General features: G+C 70.8%; 19 protein-coding genes. 7 read left to right on the plus strand and 12 right to left on the minus strand.

The window, feature by feature from the left end; genetic code table 11:
* Window positions 1–3: 3 nt before the first annotated feature.
* From AB0959_RS45725 to AB0959_RS45735, 3 genes are all read right to left on the minus strand, one after another.
* Entirely contained in the window at window positions 4–1,872 is a 1,869-nt protein-coding gene (locus tag AB0959_RS45725; RefSeq protein WP_366832828.1) for a cellulose synthase catalytic subunit, read from the minus strand.
* 536 nt (window positions 1,873–2,408) lie between these two features.
* Window positions 2,409–2,702: an MTH1187 family thiamine-binding protein gene (locus AB0959_RS45730; protein WP_366832829.1), complete on the minus strand. Its 294-nt coding sequence runs from the start codon at window positions 2,700–2,702 to the stop codon at window positions 2,409–2,411.
* Window positions 2,699–3,043 carry a DUF3817 domain-containing protein gene (locus tag AB0959_RS45735; protein WP_366832830.1) on the minus strand — a complete coding sequence of 115 codons (345 nt, stop codon included), beginning with the start codon at window positions 3,041–3,043 and terminating at the stop codon, window positions 2,699–2,701. Before AB0959_RS45735 ends, AB0959_RS45730 begins: the two co-directional genes overlap by 4 nt.
* A 199-nt stretch (window positions 3,044–3,242) precedes the next feature.
* Here AB0959_RS45735 and AB0959_RS45740 point away from each other — a divergent pair, with 199 nt between their 5' ends.
* From AB0959_RS45740 to AB0959_RS45755, 4 genes are all read left to right on the plus strand, one after another.
* Window positions 3,243–3,875 carry an AIM24 family protein gene (locus AB0959_RS45740; RefSeq protein ID WP_366832851.1) on the plus strand — a complete coding sequence of 211 codons (633 nt, stop codon included), beginning with the start codon at window positions 3,243–3,245 and terminating at the stop codon, window positions 3,873–3,875.
* Between the two features lies 1 nt (window position 3,876).
* On the plus strand, window positions 3,877–4,527 hold the full coding sequence (locus AB0959_RS45745; RefSeq protein ID WP_366832831.1) for an AIM24 family protein: 651 nt from the start codon (window positions 3,877–3,879) through the stop codon (window positions 4,525–4,527).
* Window positions 4,524–5,333 carry an AIM24 family protein gene (locus AB0959_RS45750; protein WP_366832832.1) on the plus strand — a complete coding sequence of 270 codons (810 nt, stop codon included), beginning with the start codon at window positions 4,524–4,526 and terminating at the stop codon, window positions 5,331–5,333. Before AB0959_RS45745 ends, AB0959_RS45750 begins: the two co-directional genes overlap by 4 nt.
* Window positions 5,334–5,437: 104 nt before the next feature.
* Window positions 5,438–5,914 (plus strand): MarR family transcriptional regulator, encoded by a 477-nt coding sequence (locus tag AB0959_RS45755; protein WP_366832833.1) that lies wholly within the window; start codon window positions 5,438–5,440, stop codon window positions 5,912–5,914.
* Between the two features lie 42 nt (window positions 5,915–5,956).
* On the opposite strand, the gene AB0959_RS45760 is transcribed toward AB0959_RS45755, so the two are convergent.
* Window positions 5,957–7,450 (minus strand): HAMP domain-containing sensor histidine kinase, encoded by a 1,494-nt coding sequence (locus AB0959_RS45760; protein ID WP_366832834.1) that lies wholly within the window; start codon window positions 7,448–7,450, stop codon window positions 5,957–5,959.
* Entirely contained in the window at window positions 7,447–8,109 is a 663-nt protein-coding gene (locus AB0959_RS45765; RefSeq protein ID WP_366832835.1) for a response regulator transcription factor, read from the minus strand. The genes AB0959_RS45760 and AB0959_RS45765 overlap by 4 nt, the downstream gene beginning before the upstream one ends.
* A 145-nt stretch (window positions 8,110–8,254) precedes the next feature.
* Between AB0959_RS45765 and AB0959_RS45770 the strand changes: the two genes are divergently transcribed.
* A complete protein-coding gene (locus tag AB0959_RS45770; protein ID WP_366832836.1) occupies window positions 8,255–8,935 on the plus strand; it encodes a PepSY domain-containing protein in 681 nt (226 codons plus the stop codon).
* A gap of 384 nt (window positions 8,936–9,319) precedes the next feature.
* On the opposite strand, the gene AB0959_RS45775 is transcribed toward AB0959_RS45770, so the two are convergent.
* A complete protein-coding gene (locus AB0959_RS45775) occupies window positions 9,320–11,014 on the minus strand; it encodes a PucR family transcriptional regulator (RefSeq protein ID WP_366832837.1) in 1,695 nt (564 codons plus the stop codon).
* Window positions 11,015–11,234: 220 nt separating this feature from the next.
* Window positions 11,235–13,367: an ATP-binding protein gene (locus AB0959_RS45780; protein ID WP_366832838.1), complete on the minus strand. Its 2,133-nt coding sequence runs from the start codon at window positions 13,365–13,367 to the stop codon at window positions 11,235–11,237.
* A gap of 358 nt (window positions 13,368–13,725) precedes the next feature.
* Here AB0959_RS45780 and gabT point away from each other — a divergent pair, with 358 nt between their 5' ends.
* Both gabT and AB0959_RS45790 read left to right on the plus strand, forming a co-directional pair.
* Window positions 13,726–15,060, plus strand: coding sequence for a 4-aminobutyrate--2-oxoglutarate transaminase (gene gabT, locus AB0959_RS45785; RefSeq protein ID WP_366832839.1), 1,335 nt, complete (start codon window positions 13,726–13,728; stop codon window positions 15,058–15,060).
* Window positions 15,061–15,342: 282 nt separating this feature from the next.
* Complete coding sequence (locus AB0959_RS45790; RefSeq protein ID WP_366832840.1) at window positions 15,343–16,161, plus strand: phosphatase PAP2 family protein; 819 nt, start codon at window positions 15,343–15,345, stop codon at window positions 16,159–16,161.
* A gap of 32 nt (window positions 16,162–16,193) precedes the next feature.
* Here the strand turns inward: AB0959_RS45790 and AB0959_RS45795 are convergent, their stop codons facing one another.
* The 5 genes from AB0959_RS45795 to AB0959_RS45815 all read right to left on the minus strand — a co-directional run bounded on the left by AB0959_RS45795 (window position 16,194) and on the right by AB0959_RS45815 (window position 21,245).
* Complete coding sequence (locus AB0959_RS45795; protein WP_366832841.1) at window positions 16,194–16,649, minus strand: hypothetical protein; 456 nt, start codon at window positions 16,647–16,649, stop codon at window positions 16,194–16,196.
* Between the two features lie 235 nt (window positions 16,650–16,884).
* On the minus strand, window positions 16,885–18,312 hold the full coding sequence (locus tag AB0959_RS45800; RefSeq protein WP_366832842.1) for an FAD-dependent oxidoreductase: 1,428 nt from the start codon (window positions 18,310–18,312) through the stop codon (window positions 16,885–16,887).
* 42 nt (window positions 18,313–18,354) lie between these two features.
* Window positions 18,355–19,155, minus strand: coding sequence for an ABC transporter permease (locus AB0959_RS45805; protein WP_366832843.1), 801 nt, complete (start codon window positions 19,153–19,155; stop codon window positions 18,355–18,357).
* Window positions 19,156–20,091 carry an ABC transporter permease gene (locus tag AB0959_RS45810; RefSeq protein WP_366832844.1) on the minus strand — a complete coding sequence of 312 codons (936 nt, stop codon included), beginning with the start codon at window positions 20,089–20,091 and terminating at the stop codon, window positions 19,156–19,158.
* Window positions 20,091–21,245, minus strand: a complete 1,155-nt coding sequence (locus AB0959_RS45815; RefSeq protein ID WP_366832845.1) for an ABC transporter ATP-binding protein — start codon at window positions 21,243–21,245, stop codon at window positions 20,091–20,093. The genes AB0959_RS45810 and AB0959_RS45815 overlap by 1 nt, the downstream gene beginning before the upstream one ends.
* Between the last annotated feature and the right edge of the window lie 239 nt (window positions 21,246–21,484).

Below are 21,484 nucleotides of genomic sequence, written 5' to 3' on the forward strand. Positions count from 1 at the left end.
GGATCAGGTGCCCCCTGTCGTGGAGCTGGAGACCGTGGAGCTCGAGACCGTGGTGCCGGGCAGGGCGGCGCCCGGGACGGAGTCGACGGAGACGGCGGCGCCGGGGACGGTGATCGGGGGCGCGGTGGTGCGCGGGGGCGCCGGGGCCTCCGGGACGTGTGCGAGGGCGTGCCGCTCCTGAGGTGCGCCGTCCGCCCGGCGGGCCACGCGCCGTTCCCAGGCCCACACCGTGACCGGCGAGAGGGAGATCACCAGAGCGAGGACGGCCCAGGTGTGCAGGGCCACGTGGCTGTGGTCGAGGAAGGCCGACGCGATCAGCGAGGACGCGAGGACCGCCGCCCAGAACAGGTGGACACGGAACGTCAGCAGCCGGTCCGGGCTGGCGTCGTCACCCTTGGGAGTGACGACGAAACGGCAGGGCCTGCGGACCATGGCGGCGCCGAGGGACCTGAGGTAGATGGGCGCGGAGAGCGCCGACATCGCCATCCCGGCGAGGCCGCCCGACCCCTCCGGCTCGTGCGGCGAGACGTTGTGCCGCCGGTTCCACAGGTAGAGCCCGACCTGGAGGGCGGCGGCGTCGCTGTACAGCATCAGCCACACGGAGGCGGCGACCTGGGTGCCGGACGCGCCGAACCACAGGAACAGTGCGCAGCTGAGGACGCCCAGGAACCAGTTGACGGCCGACATCGGGTAGTAGACGAGCATCAGCGTGTACGAGAGGAAGCGGCCCGGGGGCATGCTGAACGGTGCCTTCCAGTACTGCTTGAGGACCGTCTCGTACGTCCCGCGCGACCAGCGCATCTGCTGGGTGAAGAAGTCGGTCCAGGAGGCGGGGCCCTCACCGACGGCGAGGACGTCCGGCGTGTAGACGGACCGCCAGTACCTGCCCGTCTCGGGGTTGCGGCGCCGGTGGAGCTCGAAGCCGGTGGCCATGTCCTCGGTGATGGAGTCGTACAGGCCGCCGATCTGCCGGACCGCGGAGATCCGTACGACGTTGTTGGTGCCGACGAACATGGGGGCGCGGTAGCGGTTGCCGGCGCGCTGGATGAGGGCGTGGAAGAGGAACTGCTGGGACTCGGCGGCCTTGGTGACGGGGCTGGTGTAGTTGCCGTACACCTGGGGCCCCACGACGAAGGCGACGTCCGGGTCCCGGAAGTAGCCCATCATCCGTTCGAGATAGACGGGGAGCGGTACGTGGTCGGTGTCCACGGAGGCGAAGTACTCGTAGTCGTCGCCGTGGGCCTGGATCCACGCGTTGTAGTTGCCGTGCTTGGTGCGGGCCTTGTGGGCACCCTTGGGGAGGTTCCACTCGGGGACGCCGCGCCGGGTGAAGTGCCGTACCCCGAGCTCGGCGCACAGGGCCTTGGCCTGCTCGTCGTCGCCCTCGTCGAGGAGCCAGACGTCGACGGGGCCGGTGTGGTGGATGCCGACGGCTCCCTCGAGGGTGGCGCGGAGCATGGCGAGGGGCTCTTTGCCCGGGACGTACGTGGTGAGGAAGGCGACGCGGGTGCCCTGTTCGGGGACCACGGGGACGGGGTCGCGGGCGACCATGGTGGCGTGGGCGATCGAGACGACGTTCACGAGCATGAAGAACTCGACCAGGCCGATGGACACGAGCATCGTGATGTCGAGACCGACCAGCCAGGCGTCGGCGCCCTCGCGTTCGACCCAGTGGGTGGGCCAGACGAGGTAGACGAGGAGCGCGCCCGTGAGCAGGGGCGCCAGCGTCATCAGCAGGACAGCTCTTTTGCGGTGGGGCTCGCGGGCGAGGAGCCTCGCGTACTGCACGCGGTAGCCCGACGCCCCGGTCGGCTCCGTGAGCGCTCCGGCCAGCCGGCTGTGGGTGTCGTAGTCGTAGCCTTCCGGCCGCACGGCGCCCTCCAGGGATCGAGCCAGTCGATCTGCACGATATCCATACAAAGTGGATTTTTTGGTGCATATCGGGCTGGGCGCGTCCGCCTCCGGCGGTTGGGCGGGGGCGTTCTCGTGTGCCGGGCTGGTGCTGGTGGGCGGCTGCGGGTGGGTCCGTGGCTGGTCGCGTTCCCGCGCCCCTTGGGGGCGCGTCCCCTGAGGGTTGTTGGGTGGCTGCGGTGCCGTTGTGGCTGGGGCGCCTACGCGTTTGTTCGTGGGTCGGGGGCGCGCCGGGAGGTCTCCGTCCTCGGTCCGGCGGCTGATGTGGGGCGTTCAGCTGCCCGGCGGCGGACGCCGGCCGCTGTGGGCGGACACCTCCCGGCCCACCCCCTTCGGCGCGTGCGCGGCTGCGGGTACGTGGGGGCGGGCGTTGCCTTCGGTGCGTTGCGGCGTCGGGGGGGGGCGGCGAGGCTTTTCAGGGGCGCGGGGAACTGCGCGACAAGCCACGACGGACCCGCAGCCGCCTACAGACAGAACCCGGCAGACGAGTAGCCGCGTCAAGAGGACAGGTGTCGCTCCACCGTCTCCACCTTCGACGTGAGACCGTCCGTCACGCCGGGCCGGATGTCGGCCTTGAGGACCAGCGAGACACGAGGCGCCCGCGCCTCGACGGCGGCGACCGCGCGCTTCACCACGTCCATCACCTCGTCCCACTCACCCTCGATCGAGGTGAACATCGCGTCCGTGCGGTGGGGCAGCCCGGACTCCCGGACCACCCGGACCGCGTCGGCGACGTACTCCCCCACGTCCTCACCGACACCCAGCGGCGTCACGGAGAAGGCGACGATCATGCGCTGACGACCCCTTCCTTGCGGGCGCGCGAGGCGATCACCGCGTCCTCGGCCTCGCGGCGCAGCTTGCGCTCGGCGAAGAAGCCGCCGGTGGGCAGGACCGAGAGGACGAAGTAGAGGGCGGCGGTCTTCAGGGACCACTTCGTACGGTTCCAGGCGTCGGCCCAGAAGATCACGTACAGGATGAAGAGGATGCCGTGGATCATGCCCATGACCGGCACCGCGTTGAAGTCCGTGGTCCGCTTCAGCACCGAGCAGACGAGCAGGAGCAGGAACGAGACCGCCTCGGGGGCGGAGACGAGGCGCAGGCGGCGGAGGGCGGAGGCGGTCTTTATGTCCACGGGTCACCTTCGATGGGAGAGTCGTCGAGCCTTGTGAACGCAAGCACAAGCGCTCCCATTGTGGCATCACCGGCCCGTGCGGCCGGGCAGGGGGTGGCCGTCACGGTGGCCGTCACCCCTAAGGGTCGTATCGGGGTGCGGATCCACCCCCGGACTCTGTCCTGTCCACCCTGCCTGCGGCTACCTTCACTCCGTGGCGATGTTCCGACTTCAGGGCAGCAAGGTGCTCGCCGTCGACATGACCGGGGACGCCGTCAAGGCGAAGAACGGCTCGATGGTCGCGTACGACGGGCAGATGGCCTTCAAGAAGATGAGCGGCGGCGGGGAGGGGATCCGGGGGATGGTGACCCGGCGTCTCACCGGCGAGCAGATGACCATGATGGAGGTGAAGGGGCACGGGACGTGCTGGTTCGCGGACCGGGCCTCCGAGATCAATCTCGTGAATCTCCAGGGCGACACGCTGTACGTCGAGTCGAGCAACCTGCTCGCGACGGACGCGGGGCTGAGGACCGGCACGTCCTTCACTGGGCTGCGCGGGGCCTCACAGGGGAACGGGCTGTTCACGACCACCGTGGAAGGGCACGGCCAGGCGGCGATCATGTCCGACGGGCCGGCCGTGGTGCTGCGGGTGAGCGCGCAGTATCCGCTGGTCGTCGACCCGGGGGCGTACATCGCGCACCAGGGGAACGTGCGGCAGTCCTTCCAGTCCGGCGTGACGTTCCGCACCTTCATGGGTGAGGGCGGCGGCGAGGCCTTCCAGATCCGGTTCGAGGGGGACGGGCTGGTGTACGTGCAGCCGAGTGAGCGGAACACGATCGCGGGGGATGTGTGACATGCCCTTCCGTGAGATCAACTCGAAGATGATCGAGGCGACGATCGCCCCGGGGCAGCGGCTGTTCAGTCAGCGCGGGGCGATGCTCGCCTACAAGGGCGAGGTGTCCTTCACGCCCAACATGCAGGGCGGTCAGGGCGGCGTCATGTCGATGATCGGCCGCCGGGTGGCCAACGAGGCCACACCGCTGATGACCGTGGAGGGCAGCGGCACGGTGCTCTTCGGGCACGGCGGTCACCACATCCAGGTGATCGAGCTGACCGGGGACACCCTGTACGTCGAGGCGGACCGCCTGCTCGCCTTCGACGGCACGCTGCAGCAGGGCACGATGTTCATGGGATCGCAGGGCGGGGTCATGGGCATGGTGCGCGGACAGGTCACGGGGCAGGGGCTGTTCACGACGACCCTGAAGGGGCAGGGGGCCGTGGCGGTCATGGCGCACGGTGGGGTCATCGAGGTGCCGATCACCCCGCAGCGCCCGGTCCACGTCGACCCGCAGGCGTACGTGGCACACCACGGCGACGTACGGAACAAGCTGTCCACCGCGCTCGGCTGGCGCGACATGGTGGGCCGCGGCTCGGGCGAGGCGTTCCAGCTGGAGCTGAGCGGCAGTGGCGCGGTGTACGTCCAGGCCTCGGAGGAGAAGCTGTGAGCACGTACGGGGTGACGGGTGGCCCGGTGGTCCACGACCCGATGACGCTGCCGAGCGATGACAGCGTCAACAAGTACACCTTCTGCGTGGAGCTCAAGGGGAGCCAGTGGTTCCTGCAGAAGGGGAAGATGATCGCCTACTACGGGTCGATCGATTTCAACGGGATCGGACACGGCCGACTGGACCGCCTCGTCCGTACGTCCTTCCATTCGCCTCTGCACGCGAGCGACTGGGTCGTGGCGGAGGGCTCGGGCAAGATGCTCCTCGCCGACCGGGCCTTCGACGTGAATTCGTACGACTTGGACGAGGGCAATCTGACCATTCGCTCAGGCAACTTGCTTGCTTTCCAGCCAACCTTGTCACTCAAGCAGTCGATCGTGCCGGGCTTCCTGACGCTGATCGGAACCGGAAAGTTCGTGGCCGCCTCGAACGGTCCGGTGGTGTTCATGGAACCGCCGATCCGGGTCGACCCGCAGGCCCTGGTCGGCTGGGCGGACTGCCCCTCTCCCTGCCACCACTACGACCACGGTTACATGACGGGCGTGATGGGCGGTCTACGTGCGATGACGGGCCTCGGCGGGGCCTCCGGGGAGGAGCACCAGTTCGAGTTCGTCGGTGTCGGCACCGTGCTCCTGCAGTCCTCGGAGACCCTCATGGCCGAGCAGGCCACGGGAGCCGTCCCGCACGAGCCGGGTGTACCGGGCTCCGGAGGGGCACCCGGTCAGCACGGGCAGCATGGGCAGCAGGCAGGCACACCGCGTCTTCCCGGACAGCTGGGGGACCTCCAGCGTCGCTTCGGGCTGTGAGCGGTAGTCTGCGGAGTGTGACATCGAACGCGTGCACCCCGTCACACGCCCAGCCACAAAACCCTCATTAGTTCGCCTTTCAACCTCTTAGGTAGACTTCATTCATGGAGACCGAGACGGCCACGCGCTGGCTGACCGATGCGGAGCAGTGCGCCTGGCGCACCCACCTGGACGTCAACAGGCTCTTGACGCACCAGCTCGAGAGGGACCTGCAGCCGTTCGGCCTGACAATGAACGACTACGAGATCCTGGTGAACCTCTCCGAGTCGGAGGGCCTGCGGATGCGGATGAGCGACCTCGCGTCCGCCACCCTCCAGTCCAAGAGCCGCCTCTCGCACCAGATCACCCGCATGGAGAACGCGAACCTGGTACGGCGCGAGAACTGCGAGTCGGACCGCCGCGGGCTGTACGCGGTGCTCACCGAGCACGGCATGGAGACCATGCGCAAGGTCGCGCCGCATCATGTGGCGTCCGTGCGCAGGCACTTCATCGATCTGCTGCAGCCCGAGGCGATGGAGCAGCTGCACAAGTCACTGACGCCGATCGCCGAGCATTTGCGGGGGCATCGGGGCAAGCCGTAGCGCTCCGCTGAGAGCGGGGTGGGGGGACTGTGTGTCGGTGGTTCACTGCGGGTCGGTTGTGGCTTGTCGCGCAGTTCCCCGCGCCCCTTCAAGGGGCGCGGCCCTGGGCACCCTCAGCCCGAACAGTGCTCCGCCTCCCGGCGCCTCTCCGACCCCGAGCGTGCCGCCGTGTCGCACCGCGATGTCCCGGGCGATGGCCAGGCCCAGGCCGGCTCCGCCGTCGTCGCGGCTGCGGGATTCGTCCAGTCGGACGAAGCGTTCGAAGATCCGTTCACGTTCCTCCGGTGGGACGCCCGAGCCGTCGTCGGCGACCTGGAGCACCGCCCAGGCGCCGTCGGTGCGCAGGGTGACATCGACGCGGTCGTGGGCGTGCCGCCGGGCGTTGTCGAGCAGGTTGCCGAGGACGCGGGCCAGCTGGCTCCGGGATCCGGTCACCTCGACGGCGTCCACACCGTCGAGGTGCACCCGGTCGCGCCCGCCGGCCTCTTCCCGGACCAGTTTCGCCAGGTCGAAGCGGGCGTCCTGCGGCCGCTCCCCCGCGTCCAGCCGGGCGAGCAGCAGCAGATCGGCGGCGAGCCGCTGCAGTCGTACGGTGTCCTCGACCGCCCCCTCCACGTCCAGCAGCTCCGGGTGCGCGGCGCCCACTTCGAGCTGGGTGCGAAGCGAGGCGATGGGGCTGCGGAGTTCGTGGGAGGCGTCGGCGACGAAGCGGCGCTGGCGCTCCACGGACGTCTCCAGGGCGGCGAGGGTCTCGTTGGTCGTGCTCGCCAGCCGGGCGATCTCGTCGTGCGTGTCGGGCTCGGGCACCCGCCGGGAGAGGTCCTCCGAGGCCGTGATGGCGGCCATCTCGGCGCGGATGCCCTCGACGGGGCGCAGGGCGCGGCGGGTGACGACGTACGTGGCGCCGCCCACCGTCACCAGCAGCAGCGGCAGACCGATGAGCATGGTGGTCTGCGCCGTGCCGACGGCGCCCTTCTCGGCGGAGAGGGAGGCGCCCGCGTAGACGGTCAGCGTGACCTTCTGGGACGTGGTGACCTCGACCTCGGCGAAGCGGTAGTCGCCGGTGTGGCCGTCGACGGTCGCGGTGCCCGGAATGATCCGCGCCTCCTCGGAGATCTCCCCGGCGGCCGGGGTGCCCTCGTCCTGGTCCGCGTCCCCGTGCCCATCACCGGCGTCGGCATCGTCGTCGCCGTCAGCGGTGGCCGGGGTCCCCTCCGCCCGCCCCGCCCCGGCCGCAGCGACCGGGCTCATGCTCTCCACGTCCTCGTCCGCCGCGACCACGTGCCCGCGCGGGTCGAGGACCTGGACGGGGTTGTCCTCGGCGTCGGGCAGGTCCAGTTCGCGGTGCGGGACACCGAACGCCAGGTCCACGGCCACCTTCCGGGCCTCGTTCTCGGCCTGGGCGTCGGCCTGGTCGATGAGGTTGGTCCGCAGAGCCAGCAGGACGGCCGTCCCAGCGGCCACCAGGGCGATCGCGACGACGAGGGTGGCGGCGAGCGTGGCCCTGGCCCGTACGGACGCCAGACGACGCCTCATCTCGCCTCCAGCCGGTATCCGGCCCCGCGCACGGTCCTGATGAGCTCGGCGCCGAGCTTGCGCCGCAGGGTACTGACGTACACCTCGACGATGTTCGGGTCGCCCTCGTAGGCGAAGTCCCAGACGTGGTCCAGGATGTCGGCCTTCGAGACGACCTGGCCGGCCCGTACGACGAGCTGCTCCAGAACGGCGAACTCCTTGGCGGTCAGGACGGTCTCCTCGTCGCCGAGGAAGACGCGCCGTGCGGCGGTGTCGACCTTCAGGTCGCCGACCACGTGCACGGGTGAGCCCCCGGCGGGCCCTCTGCGACGTAGCAGCGCCTTCACGCGGGCGACGAGGACGACGTACGAGAAGGGTTTGGTCAGGTAGTCGTCGGCGCCCGTGTCGAGGCCCTCGGCCTCGTCGTACTCGCCGTCCTTCGCGGTGAGCATCAGGATCGGTACGTCGTGGCCGGCGGCGCGGAGGGTGGCGCACACCCGGTAACCGTTCATGCCGGGCAGCATGATGTCGAGGATGACGAGGTCGTACGTCCCCTCGCCGGCCTGGTGCAGCCCGTCGATGCCGTCGTGCACGACGTCCACGGCGAAGCCCTCGGCCGTGAGCCCCTTCGCGAGCGAAAGGGCCAGCCGCTTCTCGTCCTCCACGATCAACAGGCGCATGCGAACAGCGTCGCAAACCGAAGCTGAAGAACCCTTCAGGGGGCTTCAGGCCGGCTTCAGCGTCCCTCAGCGAGTGTGGTTCCCGTCGAAAGCGACCGCAACGAGTCGGAAGCCGTCGCATCAGTCGTCATCGGGAGGAAACCTCATGAAGCGCAACATCGTCATCGCCACCATCACGGCCGCGGCCCTCGTCGGCGGCGGGACCGCGACCGCCCTCGCGGTCTCGGGCGACGACGAGGCGCCCGCTCAGCGGTCGAGCGTGCAGGTCCGGGACGGGAACGACCGCGACGACGCGGACGACGCCGCCGACGACAAGAGCGACAAGAGCGACAGGAACGAGAAGAGCGACAAGGCCGAGGACGCCGCCGAGGCCAAGGCGGCGAAGGTCACGGCCGCCGACGCGATCACGGCCGCGCTGAAGGAGAAGTCCGGTACGGCGGTCGTGGCCGACCTCGACAGCGAGGGCACGAACCTCGTCTGGGAGGTCGACGTCCTGGCCTCCGGGAACACCTGGCACACGGTCCAGATCGACCCGGGGACCGGCAAGGTGCTCGGCTCCCACACCGAGAAGGAGGACGCCGAGGACGCAGACCAGGCCCGTGCCGCCCTGAAGGGCAGCTCCGTCTCGGCCGCCGAGGCCGCGGAGGCCGCCGCCGCCAAGGGCACGGTGACGTCGGTGGAGCTCGACGACGAGGGGTCCGGACGTGGCTGGGACGTCGACACCACGGGTGCCGATGGTGCGGAGAGCGAGTGGAACGTGAGCCTGACCACGGCCAAGGTCGTGGCGGACCGCTCCGCGGACGACCAGGGTGACTCGGACGACTGAGGGGTTACGGAGGGGCGCTGGGCGGTTTTCCTCGCCCCCGCCGCCCCTACCCGTCCCCTCCCCGGGGCTCCGCCCCGGACCCCGCTCCTCGAACGCCGGAGGGGCTGGAGGGCGCGGGGCAGGGGCTGGTGGTGCGGGCGACGCCGAGGGGTGGGGACGGCGCGGGATGATGCGGGGCGGCGCTGAATCTTCCCGGCCGGGGCTGACTTTCACGGCCGCGGGCAACCGCACGGCTTTCAGGGGCGCGGGGAACTGCGCGACCAGCCCCCACCCACCCGCACCCAACAAACCCACCCCAGACACCCCCCACCCCTGGGGGTCTGGGGGCGCAGCCCCCAGGAACAGGATGGGACGGGTAGGGGCGGCGGGGGCGAAACAAACCCCCTACTCCCCCACCCCCGCCGTCGCCTTCAGCGCCAGCCACAACTCCATCCGCACATCCGGGTCGTCCAACGAGCGCCCCAGAATCTCCTCGACCCGCCGCATCCGGTACCGCAACGTGTGCCGGTGCACCCCGAGGTCCGCCGCCGCCGCGTCCCACTGCCCGTGCCGTGACAGCCAGGCCCGCAGGGACGCCACAAGGTCCCCCCGCCCGGTCGCGTCATGCTCGCGCAGCGCCCGCAACAGCCCGTCGGCGAACGCCCGCACCGCGTCGTCCGCCAGCAACGGCACCACGGACCCGGCCGCCAGCTCCTCGTGCTCCACGAACGACCGCCCCCGGCGCCGGGCCACCGACAACGCCTGCTCCGCCTGCTTGTACGCGGCCGACGCGGCGATCGGCCCGGCCGGCGCCGACAGCCCGACGACAAGCTCGTCGTCCTCACGACCGGAGCCCCCAGAGCCCCCGGAGACCCCCGCGACACCCGCCTCCGACATCGCGGCAGCGGCCCGCGCCGCCTCCAGCCCCAGCACGAACTCCCCGCACGCGGCGACCGCCGCGCCCCCGTCCCCGGCCAGCATGACCAGCCGCTCCCCGTCGGGCACCACCAGTACGGACTCCCCCGCCCGGGCCGCCGCGCCCTCCACCACCTCGGCCAACTGCCCGAGCGGGGCGCCGTCGGTATCGGCCGGCAAGGGCTTGCCGGTCACCAGGGACGCGTCGGCGCCGAAGGGCTGCGACACCGAGGACGACTCCGCCAGGATCATCCTGAAGGGAGCGTCCAGCAGATCCCCGTACAGATCCCCGGCCACGGCCCGCGCGTGGTCCGGCTCCCCGGCCAGCAGCATGCGCAGCACGGCCGCCCCGAGCCGCTGCTCGGCCGCGTGCAACGACCGCGACCGCTCCGTCGTGAGCGTCAGCAGAGCGATGGCCGAGTGCACGGCGTACCGCTCGGCTGTCCCGAGCGCCGCGGCCGTCCCCACGGCGAGCGCGGCCCGTGGCCGCCGTCCGGTGCCGAGGGAGTGCAGCTCGACCCGGTCGCCACCGCCACCGTCACCGTCCTCACCGCCGACCACCGCGCTCGCGGGCGCGGGCCGCTCCCGCAGCCGCTCGACCTCCGCGGTGAGCCGGGCGGCCCTGCGTCCCGCCCACTCGGGTGCGGTGGCCACCATGGCGCCCGACGCGTCGTAGAGCGCCGCCCACCCATCGACCTGCGCGGCGAGCACGGCGAGCAGGCCCTCGGGCGCGTCGTTCAGCGCCTGCTTGGTGAGCTCGCGCTGTGCGGCGAACCCCGCGGTCACGGCCCGGTACTGGTCGGCGGCTATGGCGGCGGAGACCGCCTTGCTGATGGCGAGGAACGGCGTGCGCCGCGGCACCTCCAGCAGCGGCAGCCCCTCGCTCTCGGCCGCGTCGACGAGTGCCTCGGGCACCTCCTCGTAGTTCATCCCGACGGCGAACCCGAGTCCCACGACTCCTGCCTCCACCAGCCGCTTCACATACCGCCGCATCGCCTCGGGGTCCTCCGCGTCCAGCTTGAGCGCGGTGATCAGCAGCAGCTCCCCGCCCTCCATGTACGGCACGGGGTCGGCGAGCTCGCTCACATGCGCCCAGCGGACGGGCACGTCCAGCCGGTCCGCGCCGGCGCGCACGGTCAGCTTGAGCGCGGAGTGGTGGACGAGCGAGGCGAGGGTGGGGGGCATGAGGCCTTCAGGTGTTCACAGAATCCGCTTCGGACACGGACAGATCCTTCAATGATCACAAACACTGTGATCTTCGGTGTGATCTTTTGTCCGCGATGTATGAGCACCCTATGCCGACTCCGCCGGTCCGTAGCAGTCCCCCCAGGACCGGCCTCAGGACCGGGCGCCGGGTCCTTGCCCCACGACCGGCCCAGGCGCGGCGCATCTCCGAGCCGGTCAGTCAGCTGCGCAGATCCACCAGCAGCGGAGGGGCGTGCTCCCCCTTCACGTTCGTCAGCGACAGCACCGCGTGCCCCGGCGGCACCCCGTGCGCCAGCTCGGACGCCGACCACCGCTCCCGCTCGACCTGCCGTACGGTCACGGCGCGCGCGGTCGGCGCATGCCCGGTGATCACGCGCCGCAGTACGTGCAGGGCCTTGCCGGCCGGTGTCTCGGCGATGATCTGCCGGTCGGTGACGTCCCGGGCCTCGGTCCACTCCTTGCCCCACACCTCGGCGAAGTCCTGCCCGTCCCAGGGGGTGAGCCCTGACAGCGCCATGCGGCAGCCGGTCGCGCCGAGCAGCGGCCCGCGCAACGGGCGCGGCACGTCGTCGAGCGTGCGCAGCGTCAGGACGACGCCGGCGTGCGCGGACCGCAGGCGCTGCACGCCGCGTACGGCCTCGGGGGTCACCACGCCCGTGGCGTCGTCCAGGACGAGGCAGGCGAACAGCGACCGGTCCTCCCTGACCGCGACGCTCGCGGTGAACTGCGCGAGGACCAGCCGGGCCAGGATCCGTGAGGCGTCCGCGTGCCCTCGCTCGGGCAGGTCGATGCGGACCCGGACGGGGTGGTCGAGCGCCTTCAGGGAGAAGGGGCGGGACTGTCCGGACGTGTCGAAGAACGGAGCGAAAGCGGGCCTGTCCAGCAGCGCCACCCGGTCCGCCAGCACCGATCCCACGTCCCCGTGGTGCCCCGACTGCCGTTCCCGTGCGTCGAGTTCCCGCAGCAGCGATTCCTCTCCTGACTCCTGCAGGGCCTTGCGGAGGGCGCCCAGCGGTCCGGGAGCGCCGTCGAGGAGCTGTCGCAGCTCGGGCACGGACGGGAAGCGCCCGTGGACGGCCCGGTACGGCCCGAGGAGTTGGGCGAGCACCGTGGTGGAGCGGCGGCTGTCGCCTCCGGGGTGCGGGTCGGCGAGGTCCCCGACCAGTGCCTCGGCGAGTATGGCGGCCGCCTCGTCGGGGTCGGTGGTGCCGCCGTACAGGTCGAGGTCGTACACGGATTCGGGGTTCCCGATGCGTACGACGACGTCGTAGGCGTCCGCGGGCCCGAGCCCGGCGCCCGCCGCGCCGACCACGACGACCGCGGCGCGTCCGGCGAGCGCGTGCAGGCACAGCGACTCGGCGACCGGCCAGACGACGGAGCCGGTCTTGCCGGAGCCGGCCGGGCCGACGGCGACGAGCGAGGTGCCGAGCAGTTCGGGTCCGAGAGCGAGACCGGACCCTCGGTAGGTGTACGGGTTGCGGGAGTCGTCCACGGTGGTGCCCAGGCGCACCTGCCCGGTGACCAGGTCGTGGCGGGAGAGTCGCGCCGGCAGGTCGCGCTCTCCGGAGGGGTGGAGGCAGGCGGCGGCGCCGTCCTGCAGCACGGCGGAGCTGAAGGTGGCCATGCTGTGCCGTCCGCTGCGCACGCCCTGCCAGGCACGCAGGATCCGGGCGTGGTCGACGTCACGCATGAGCCCGGTGCGGGCGTCGGCGGCGAGCCGCTCGGCGGCGTCGGCGGCTCCGGCGGCGCGGAGCTGGTTCCACTGGGCGGGGTCGTCCTCGGGCGCGGGGAGCGCCTCCTGGGGCTCCGGCCGGCGGAAGCGGGGGGCGACGAAGCGGCGCCACACCTCTCCCCAGCGGCCGAGCCGGCCCACCCCGACCATGATCGCCAGAGCGACGAGCGCCTCGTACCCCCGGTAGAGGATGAACGTGCCGTTCTCGCCGAGGGCGCTGTCGCCGCCGCGCCAGGAGTCGGGGGTGACCAGTTCGAGCGGCACCCACCACCAGGCGCCGAGGTAACCGTTCTGCAGCAGCGACCAGATCAGCCACCCCACCAGGAACGCGATCAGGGCCCCGCTCAGCAGCTGGCGCGTGGGGATCTCGTCGGGTTCCTCCGCCGGGCGCGGCCGGTGCCCGAACCGCCAGACGCCGAGCGCCGCGTCGGGTCGCGGTGCGCGCAGCCAGGTGAGGAAGGCCGATCCGTCCGGCCGCGGAGGTGTGTCCGGTGCCCGCGGCGGCCGGGGAGGCATCGCGGGCACCTCCACAGGCCCCGCCGGACGCGGTACGGGGTGCGCGTGCGTACCCCGGGCGTCCTGCGTCCCGTCGCTGTCCATCGCCCTTGCCCCCTGGCCTGCCGTTCCGTCCACCATCAGCGAGTCAATCTAACGCCCCTGTCCGGGGAGTTCACCGTTTACGCGGCCGGGGTGCACATCCATGCCCCCCCTGCGCCTCTTGGTCCCCTCCCTGTCCACCACGGACAACCCGATGCTCCGACAACGCCCACATGGAGCATGCCCACCCCTGCTCCTCCGTCCTAGCCTGCGAGAAAAGAAGGCAAGCGTCCGAAAAAGCCACGCGCGTCGGAGCGGACCGCCGACAGCCGACCGCCGACAGTTGCTGCCGGCAGCCGACCGCCGACACCCGACCGCCGACCGCCGACACCCCGTACGCAAGATCATCAGGGAGCCCCTCATGACCGCAGTTCCGCAGGAGCGCCGTGTCGTCACCGCCATCCCCGGCCCGAAGTCGCAGGAGTTGCAGGCCCGTCGCACCGCCGCGGTGGCGCAGGGCGTGGGCTCCGTACTGCCGGTGTTCACCGCGCGGGCCGGCGGCGGCATCATCGAGGACGTCGACGGCAACCGGCTCATCGACTTCGGCTCCGGCATCGCGGTGACGAGCGTCGGCGCCTCCGCCGAGGCCGTCGTCCGCCGGGCCACCGCCCAGCTCGCCGACTTCACCCACACCTGTTTCATGGTCACGCCGTACGAGGGGTACGTGGAGGTCGCCGAGGCACTGGCCGAGCTCACCCCGGGCGACCACGCCAAGAAGTCGGCGCTGTTCAACAGCGGCGCGGAGGCCGTGGAGAACGCCGTCAAGATCGCGCGCTCCTACACGGGGCGCCAGGCGGTCGTCGTCTTCGACCACGGCTACCACGGCCGCACCAACCTCACCATGGCCCTGACCTCGAAGAACATGCCGTACAAGCACGGCTTCGGCCCGTTCGCGCCCGAGGTGTACCGCATGCCGCTGGCGTACGGCTACCGCTGGCCGACCGGCCCGGAGAACGCGGGCCCGGAGGCCGCCGCGCAGGCGATCGACCAGATCACCAAGCAGGTGGGCCCGGAGAACGTGGCCGCGATCATCATCGAGCCGGTACTCGGCGAGGGCGGCTTCATCGAGCCGGCGAAGGGCTTCCTGCCGGCGCTCCGGCAGTTCGCCACCGACCACGGCATCGTGTTCGTCGCCGACGAGATCCAGTCAGGGTTCTGCCGTACGGGCCAGTGGTTCGCGTGCGAGGACGAGGGCGTCGTCCCGGACCTGATCACCACGGCGAAGGGCATCGCGGGCGGTCTGCCGCTCGCCGCCGTGACCGGCCGCGCCGAGATGATGGACGCCGCGCACGCGGGCGGCCTCGGCGGTACGTACGGCGGCAACCCGGTGGCCTGCGCGGGTGCGCTGGGCTCGATCGAGACGATGAGGGAGCTGGACCTCAACGCCCGTGCGAAGGCGATCGAGGCGACGATGAAGGCCCGCCTGACCGCCATGGCGGAGAAGTTCGAGGTCATCGGGGATGTCCGGGGCCGGGGCGCCATGATCGCGATCGAGCTGGTCAAGGACCGGACCACCAAGGAGCCGAACCCGGAGGCGACCGCCGCGCTCGCGAAGGCCTGCCACCAGGAGGGCCTGCTGGTCCTGACCTGTGGCACCTACGGGAACGTGCTCCGTTTCCTGCCGCCTCTGGTCATCGGGGAGGAACTGCTCACCGAGGGCCTCGACATCATCGAGGAGGCGTTCGCGGGCATCTGAGCGCGTGTTCGCCGGTTCCTGAGTTCGAGTGGGGCCCGTGCGTGCCCGGCCGATCTCCTCGGCACCATCCGGAATCCCTGCGACCATCACCCGTTCGCCCCCGACGTCACACGCTCCCCGTAACCGGAATCCCCGCCGGATTCCGGTGCGCGGTGACAAGGTTCAGAGGGAGTGAAGAACGTGTGCAAGGTGGCCGTGAGGACCCGATTCCGCCTGTCGCAGTCCTTTCTCCTGCCGTAGGTTCTTCACCAGATGAGAGATACACCCCGCCCACAGGGGACTGTGGGTGACACCGGGTCGAGGCCTCCCCAGCTTCGCCCTGGTCGTGCCCTCGCGCACACACTCGGAGCTTCCGGCTCCGGATCTCCTCACCGATCGGATGGCCGCCCGCCCCAAACCCCCCGGGGCGTGCGGCACACCGGTCTGGACGGCGGCCTCGGAACCACCCCCCCTGTTCCGGGGTCGCCGACCTTCCTCCTTCTCCTTCTCCTCCTGGGCCTTCCGGCCCTTCTTTTCGCGATGATCACCTGGCAGGTCGGCGTCCACGGCCCCCTCGCCCGCGCTGACGAACGCCTCAGCGGCGATCTGGTCCACCGTGACGGCTTCTCGGACTTCCTGGCCGACCTCGGCAACGTCACGGTCGCCGTCCCGGTCCTCGCCGTGGTGCTCGTGTACGTCGCCCTGCGCGCCCGCCGCTCCGGTATGGACCACTGGTGGGTGCCCTCCGTGGCGGCGGGCGTCCTGATGGCCCTCGTACCGGCGCTGGTGGTCCCCCTCAAGGAGCTGATCGACCGCCCGGGCCCACCGATCATGGGCCCCGGCACGGGCTACTACCCCTCGGGCCACACGGCCACCGCCTCCGTCGCGTACGGAGGCGCGGTCCTGGTGCTGTGGCCCTGGCTGCGCGGCACGGGCCCGCGCGTCCTCGTCCCCCTCGTCGCGCTCGCGCTGAATCTCGGGGTCGCCCTCGGTCTGGTCCGCATGGGCTACCACTGGCCACTGGACGTGGTGGCCGGCTGGTGCCTGTGCGCGGTGCTGCTGCTGTCCCTCCATCAGCTCGTCCATCAGTTCGTCGGACGACACGGCCGGCGCTCCCCGTGAGTCACGCGACGCCGCGTTCGGCTGCCGCTCGGTCACGGCTCCTCGTCCCGTAACGCCAGACCGGCCGCCGCCTCGTGCATGGCCAGTTCCAGCAGTGCCGGATCGGTGAGCGTGCCGCTGCCGTCCGGCGGCACCAGCCAGCGGACACCCCCGGTCTGCTGTCCGGGATACGGCACCACGATCCACGTGCCGCGGCCCGCGGAGCGCACGCCCGTGCCGAGCCACCGGTTCGCGGTGCCCGGAGGCACGAAGAAGCCCATGCGGTCGTCGCCGAAGTCGGCGAGCACCGGCCCGGGCCGGTCGAGGCAGCGGGTGAGCACGTCGAGCGTGGGATAGCCGAGCTCGCCCGGCAGGATCAGTACGTCCCAGGCCTTGCCGGCCGGGAGCAGCGCGACCCCGAGCGGGTTGCGCTCCCACTCCCAGCGGCAGGCCTCGGGATCCGGCGCGATGGATGCCAGCCATTCGGCCGCCGTCTTACCCCCTGTCATGGCGGGAACTTCCTCTCTGTGGTTCCACTGATGGACGCCGGTCGCGTCCAACAGCAAGGAGAGGGTTTCCGGGGGGTCATTACGCGGGTTCTGGCCGACTGTTGGTGGTGAACGGTGCATCAGGGAGGCGCGGGGAGTGCGGCGACGGAGCGCGAAAGCCTCCGTGCGCCGGTCCACCCGCCCGGTCTCCTCACCGGCCCGCCCGGTCCACTCACCGGCCCGCCCGCCGTGCTCGTCAGCTGTCGAAGCCCAGCCCCAGCCGGTCCATCGCCCTCAGCCACAGGTTGCGCCGTCCGCCGTGCGCGTCCGCGCGGGCCAGCGACCACTTGGTGAGGGCGATGCCGGTCCAGGCGAAGGGCTCCGGAGGGAAGGGCAGGGGCTTCCTGCGGACCATCTCCAGTTCGGTGCGCTCCGTGCGCTCCCCCGCCAGCAGGTCCAGCATCACGTCCGCGCCGAACCGGGTCGCGCCCACGCCCAGACCCGTGTAGCCCGCCGCGTACGCCACCCGGCCCTGGTGGGCCGTACCGAAGAAGGCGGAGAAACGCGAGCAGGTGTCGATCGCGCCGCCCCACGCGTGGGTGAAGCGGACGCCCTCCAGCTGCGGGAAGCAGGTGAAGAAGTGCCCGGCGAGCTTGGCGTACGTCTCCGGCCGGTCGTCGTACTCGGCGCGCACCCGGCCGCCGTAGTGGTGGATCGCGTCGTAACCGCCCCACAGGATCCGGTTGTCGGCGCTGAGCCGGAAGTAGTGGAACTGGTTGGCGCTGTCGCCGAGCCCCTGCCGGTTCCGCCAGCCGACGGAGGCCAGTTGACCGGGGGTGAGCGGCTCGGTCATCAGGGCGTAGTCGTAGACCGGGACGGTGTACGCGCGGACGCGTCTGACGAGGTTCGGGAAGATGTTCGTGCCCAGGGCGACCTGTCGGGCGCGGATCGTGCCGTACGGGGTGCGGACGGCCATGCCGGCACCGTACGGCTTCAGGGTGAGGGCGGGGGTGTGCTCGTAGACGCGGACGCCGAGGCCGACACAGGCGCGCTTGAGTCCCCACGCGAGCTTGGCCGGGTGGAGCATGGCCACGCCCCGGCGGTCGTGGAGGCCGGCCAGGAATGTCGGTGAGTCGACTTGTTCCCGTACGGCCTCGGTGTCCAGGAACTCGACGCCGTCCGCGAGGCCGCGGCGCTCGGTCTCGGCGTGCCAGGCGCTCAGCTCGGCGGCCTGGTGGGGTTCGGTGGCGACGTCGATCTCGCCGGTGCGCTCGAAGTCGCAGTCCAGCGAGTAGCGGGCGACCGCGGCCTCGATCTCGTCGAGGTTGCGTGCGCCCAGTTCCTGGAGCGTGTGGATCTCGTCGGGCCAGCGGGCGAGGCCGTTGGCCAGGCCGTGGGTGAGCGAGGCGGCACAGAAGCCGCCGTTGCGGCCGGAGGCGGCCCAGCCCGACTCACGGCCCTCGACGAGGACGACGTCCCGGCCGGGGTCGCGCTCCTTCGCGAGGAGCGCGGTCCACAGTCCGCTGTAGCCGCCGCCGACGACCAGCAGATCACATGTCTCGGCGCCGGTGAGCGCGGGCCGGGGCCGGGGCCTGCCGGGGTCTTCCAGCCAGTACGGGACCGGCTGGGCCTCGGAAAGCGATGCGGTCCAGCGATTTCCACGGGTCATGGCGCTTGGGGCCATGATGTCAACTCCCTACAGATGTCAACACAGAGGAAAGGGCGCTCAGGCCTTCTGTCTCGTTCGGCGGTTTCCGATGACCATTCCGGCCAGGACGAACAGCACGGCGACGACGAACATGGCCGTACCGATGACGTTGATTTGCACGGGCGTTCCGCGCTGTGCCGAGCCCCAGACGAACATGGGGAACGTGACGGTCGAGCCCGCGGTGAAATTGGTGATGATGAAGTCGTCGAAGGAGAGCGCGAAGGCGAGCAGCGCGCCCGCGGCGATTCCGGGTGCCGCGATGGGCAGGGTGACCCGGACGAAGGTCTGGACGGGACCGGCGTACAGGTCCCGCGCGGCCTCCTCCAGCCTCGGGTCCATCGACATGACGCGCGCCTTGACGGCGACCACGACGAAGCTGAGGCAGAACATGATGTGGGCGATCAGGATCGTCCAGAATCCCAACTGAGCACCGAGGTTGAGGAACAGGGTCAGCAGGGAGGCCGCCATCACGACCTCGGGCATCGCCATCGGCAGGAAGATCAGCGAGTTGACGGCGCCCCGCGCCCGGAAGCGGTAGCGCACGAGCGCGAAGGCGATCATCGTGCCGAGGACCGTCGCCCCGAGGGTCGCCCAGGCCGCGATCTGCAGGCTGAGCCCCAGCGAGCCGCACAGGTCGGCGACACCGCACGGATCGGTCCAGGCGTCCGTGGAGAACTTCTGCCACTCGTAGTTGAAGCGGCCCTTGGGGTCGTTGAAGGAGAAGACCGTGACGACGACGTTCGGCAGAAGGAGATATCCGAGCGTCAGCAGGCCCGCGATGACGACGAGACGGCGCTTTACCCAGTGTACGAAGGCCATTTAAACCAGATCCTCCGTCCCGGACTTCCGGATGTAGAGCGTGACCATGATGAGGATCGCGGCCATGAGAAGGAAGGAAAGGGCCGCGGCCGTCGGATAGTCGAGAATCCGCAGGAACTGTGTCTGGATGACGTTGCCGACCATGCGCGTGTCCGTGGAGCCGAGCAGGTCGGCGTTCACGTAGTCGCCGCTCGCGGGGATGAAGGTGAGCAGGGTGCCGGAGACGACACCGGGCATGGACAGGGGGAAGGTGACCTTGCGGAAGGTCGTGAACGGTGTCGCGTACAGGTCGCCCGCCGCCTCGTGCAGCCGCCCGTCGATGCGCTCCAGCGAGGTGTAGAGCGGCAGGATCATGAACGGCAGGAAGTTGTACGTCAGGCCGCAGACCACGGCCAGCGGTGTGGCGAGGACACGGTCCCCCGCGGTGACGCCGAGCCAGTTGGTGACGTCCAGGACGTGCAGCGCGTCGAGGGCGCCGACGACCGGGCCGCCGTCCGCGAGGATCGTCTTCCAGGCGAGGGTGCGGATCAGGAAGCTGGTGAAGAACGGCGCGATCACCAGGATCAGGATCAGGTTGCGCCAGCGGCCGGCGCGGAACGCGATCAGGTATGCCAGCGGATAGCCCAGCACCAGGCACAGGACCGTCGCGGAGCCCGCGTACAGGACCGAGCGCAGGAACTGCGGCCAGTAGTCCGACAGGGCGTCCCAGTAGGTCGCGAAGTGCCAGGTGACCTTGTAGCCCTCCTCCAGGGAGCCCGTCTGCACGGACGTGGAGGCCTGGTAGACCATCGGCAGTGCGAAGAAGACCAGCAGCCAGAGGATGCCGGGCAGGAGCAGCCAGTAGGGGACGAGGCGTCCTCGTCGGCGCGGGGGCCTGCGGGTGGGGGCGGTCGGCGCGAGGGGTGGTGGCGCCTCGGTTTCGGTGACGGTCGCCATCAGACGGCCGCCTCTTCCGCGACCGTCTCCAGGCCCGCGTCGATGTCCTGCCCCGCGTCCAGGCCGAAGGTGTGGGCCGGGTTCCAGTGCAGGACGACGTCCGCGCCGGGGACGAGCCGGGGGTCGCGGTCGATGTTCTGGACGTAGACCTCGAACTCGGGGCAGACCGAGCTGTCGACGACGTACTGCGTGGAGACGCCGATGAAGCTCGACGCGGCGATCTTCCCCGAGACGCGGTTACGGCTCGCGGGGATGTCGCCGGCGTCGTCCGCGTACGCGAGCGATATCTTCTCGGGCCGTACGCCGACCAGGACCTTGCCGCCGGTGGTGGTCGGAGCGGAACACCGCGCCTCGGGCAGCGACAGCTTGCCGCCGCCCGCCTTGAGGACGATGTCGTCGCCGCTCGTGGAGTCGACCTCGGCCTCGATGAGGTTGGAGGTGCCGAGGAAGTTGGCGACGAACGTGGTGCGCGGGTTCTCGTACAGGTCGGTGGGCGAGCCGAGCTGTTCGACGCGGCCCGCGCTCATCACGGCGACCGTGTCGGCCATCGTCATGGCCTCCTCCTGGTCGTGGGTGACGTGGACGAAGGTGATGCCGACCTCGGTCTGGATGCGCTTGAGCTCCAGTTGCATCTGGCGGCGCAGCTTGAGGTCGAGGGCGCCGAGGGGCTCGTCGAGGAGGAGGACCTTGGGGTGGTTGATGAGCGCGCGGGCCACGGCGACGCGCTGCTGCTGGCCGCCGGAGAGCTGGTGCGGCTTCTTGCGGGCCTGTTCGCCGAGCTGCACGAGCTCCAGCATCTCCTGGACCTGCTTCTTCACCGACCTGATGCCGCGCCGGCGCAGACCGAAGGCGACGTTCTCGAAGACGTCGAGGTGCGGGAAGAGCGCGTACGACTGGAAGACCGTGTTCACCGGCCGCTTGTACGGCGGGAGCGCCGTCACGTCCTGGTCGCCGAGGTGGACGGTGCCGCCGGTGGGCTCCTCCAGACCGGCGATCATGCGCAGGGTGGTGGTCTTGCCGCAGCCGGAGGCTCCGAGCAGGGCGAAGAAGGAACCTTCCGGCACGGTGAGGTCGAGCGGGTGGACGGCGGTGAAGGAGCCGTACGTCTTGCTGATCCCGGAGAGACGGACGTCTCCGCCGTGGTCTTTCGTCATGGTGTGGTCCCTGTGTGTCGGGGTCGTCGTCTGTGGTCCTGCACCGGGTTTTGCGCCCCCGCCCCCCTACCCGTCCCCTCCCCAGGGGCGCTGCCCCTTCGACCCCGCACGGGGCTCCGCCCCGGACCCCGCTCCTCAAACTCCCCCAGCTACCGCTGGGAGGTGCCCCCAAGGGGCTGGATTTCCAGCCCGTCCGGCGTTTGAGGACGAGGCCAGCAGGCCGATGCGGGGGTCTGGGC

Origin of the sequence: Streptomyces sp. NPDC046862 (genome assembly GCF_040704615.1) — a bacterium.
Lineage (GTDB): Bacteria > Actinomycetota > Actinomycetes > Streptomycetales > Streptomycetaceae > Streptomyces.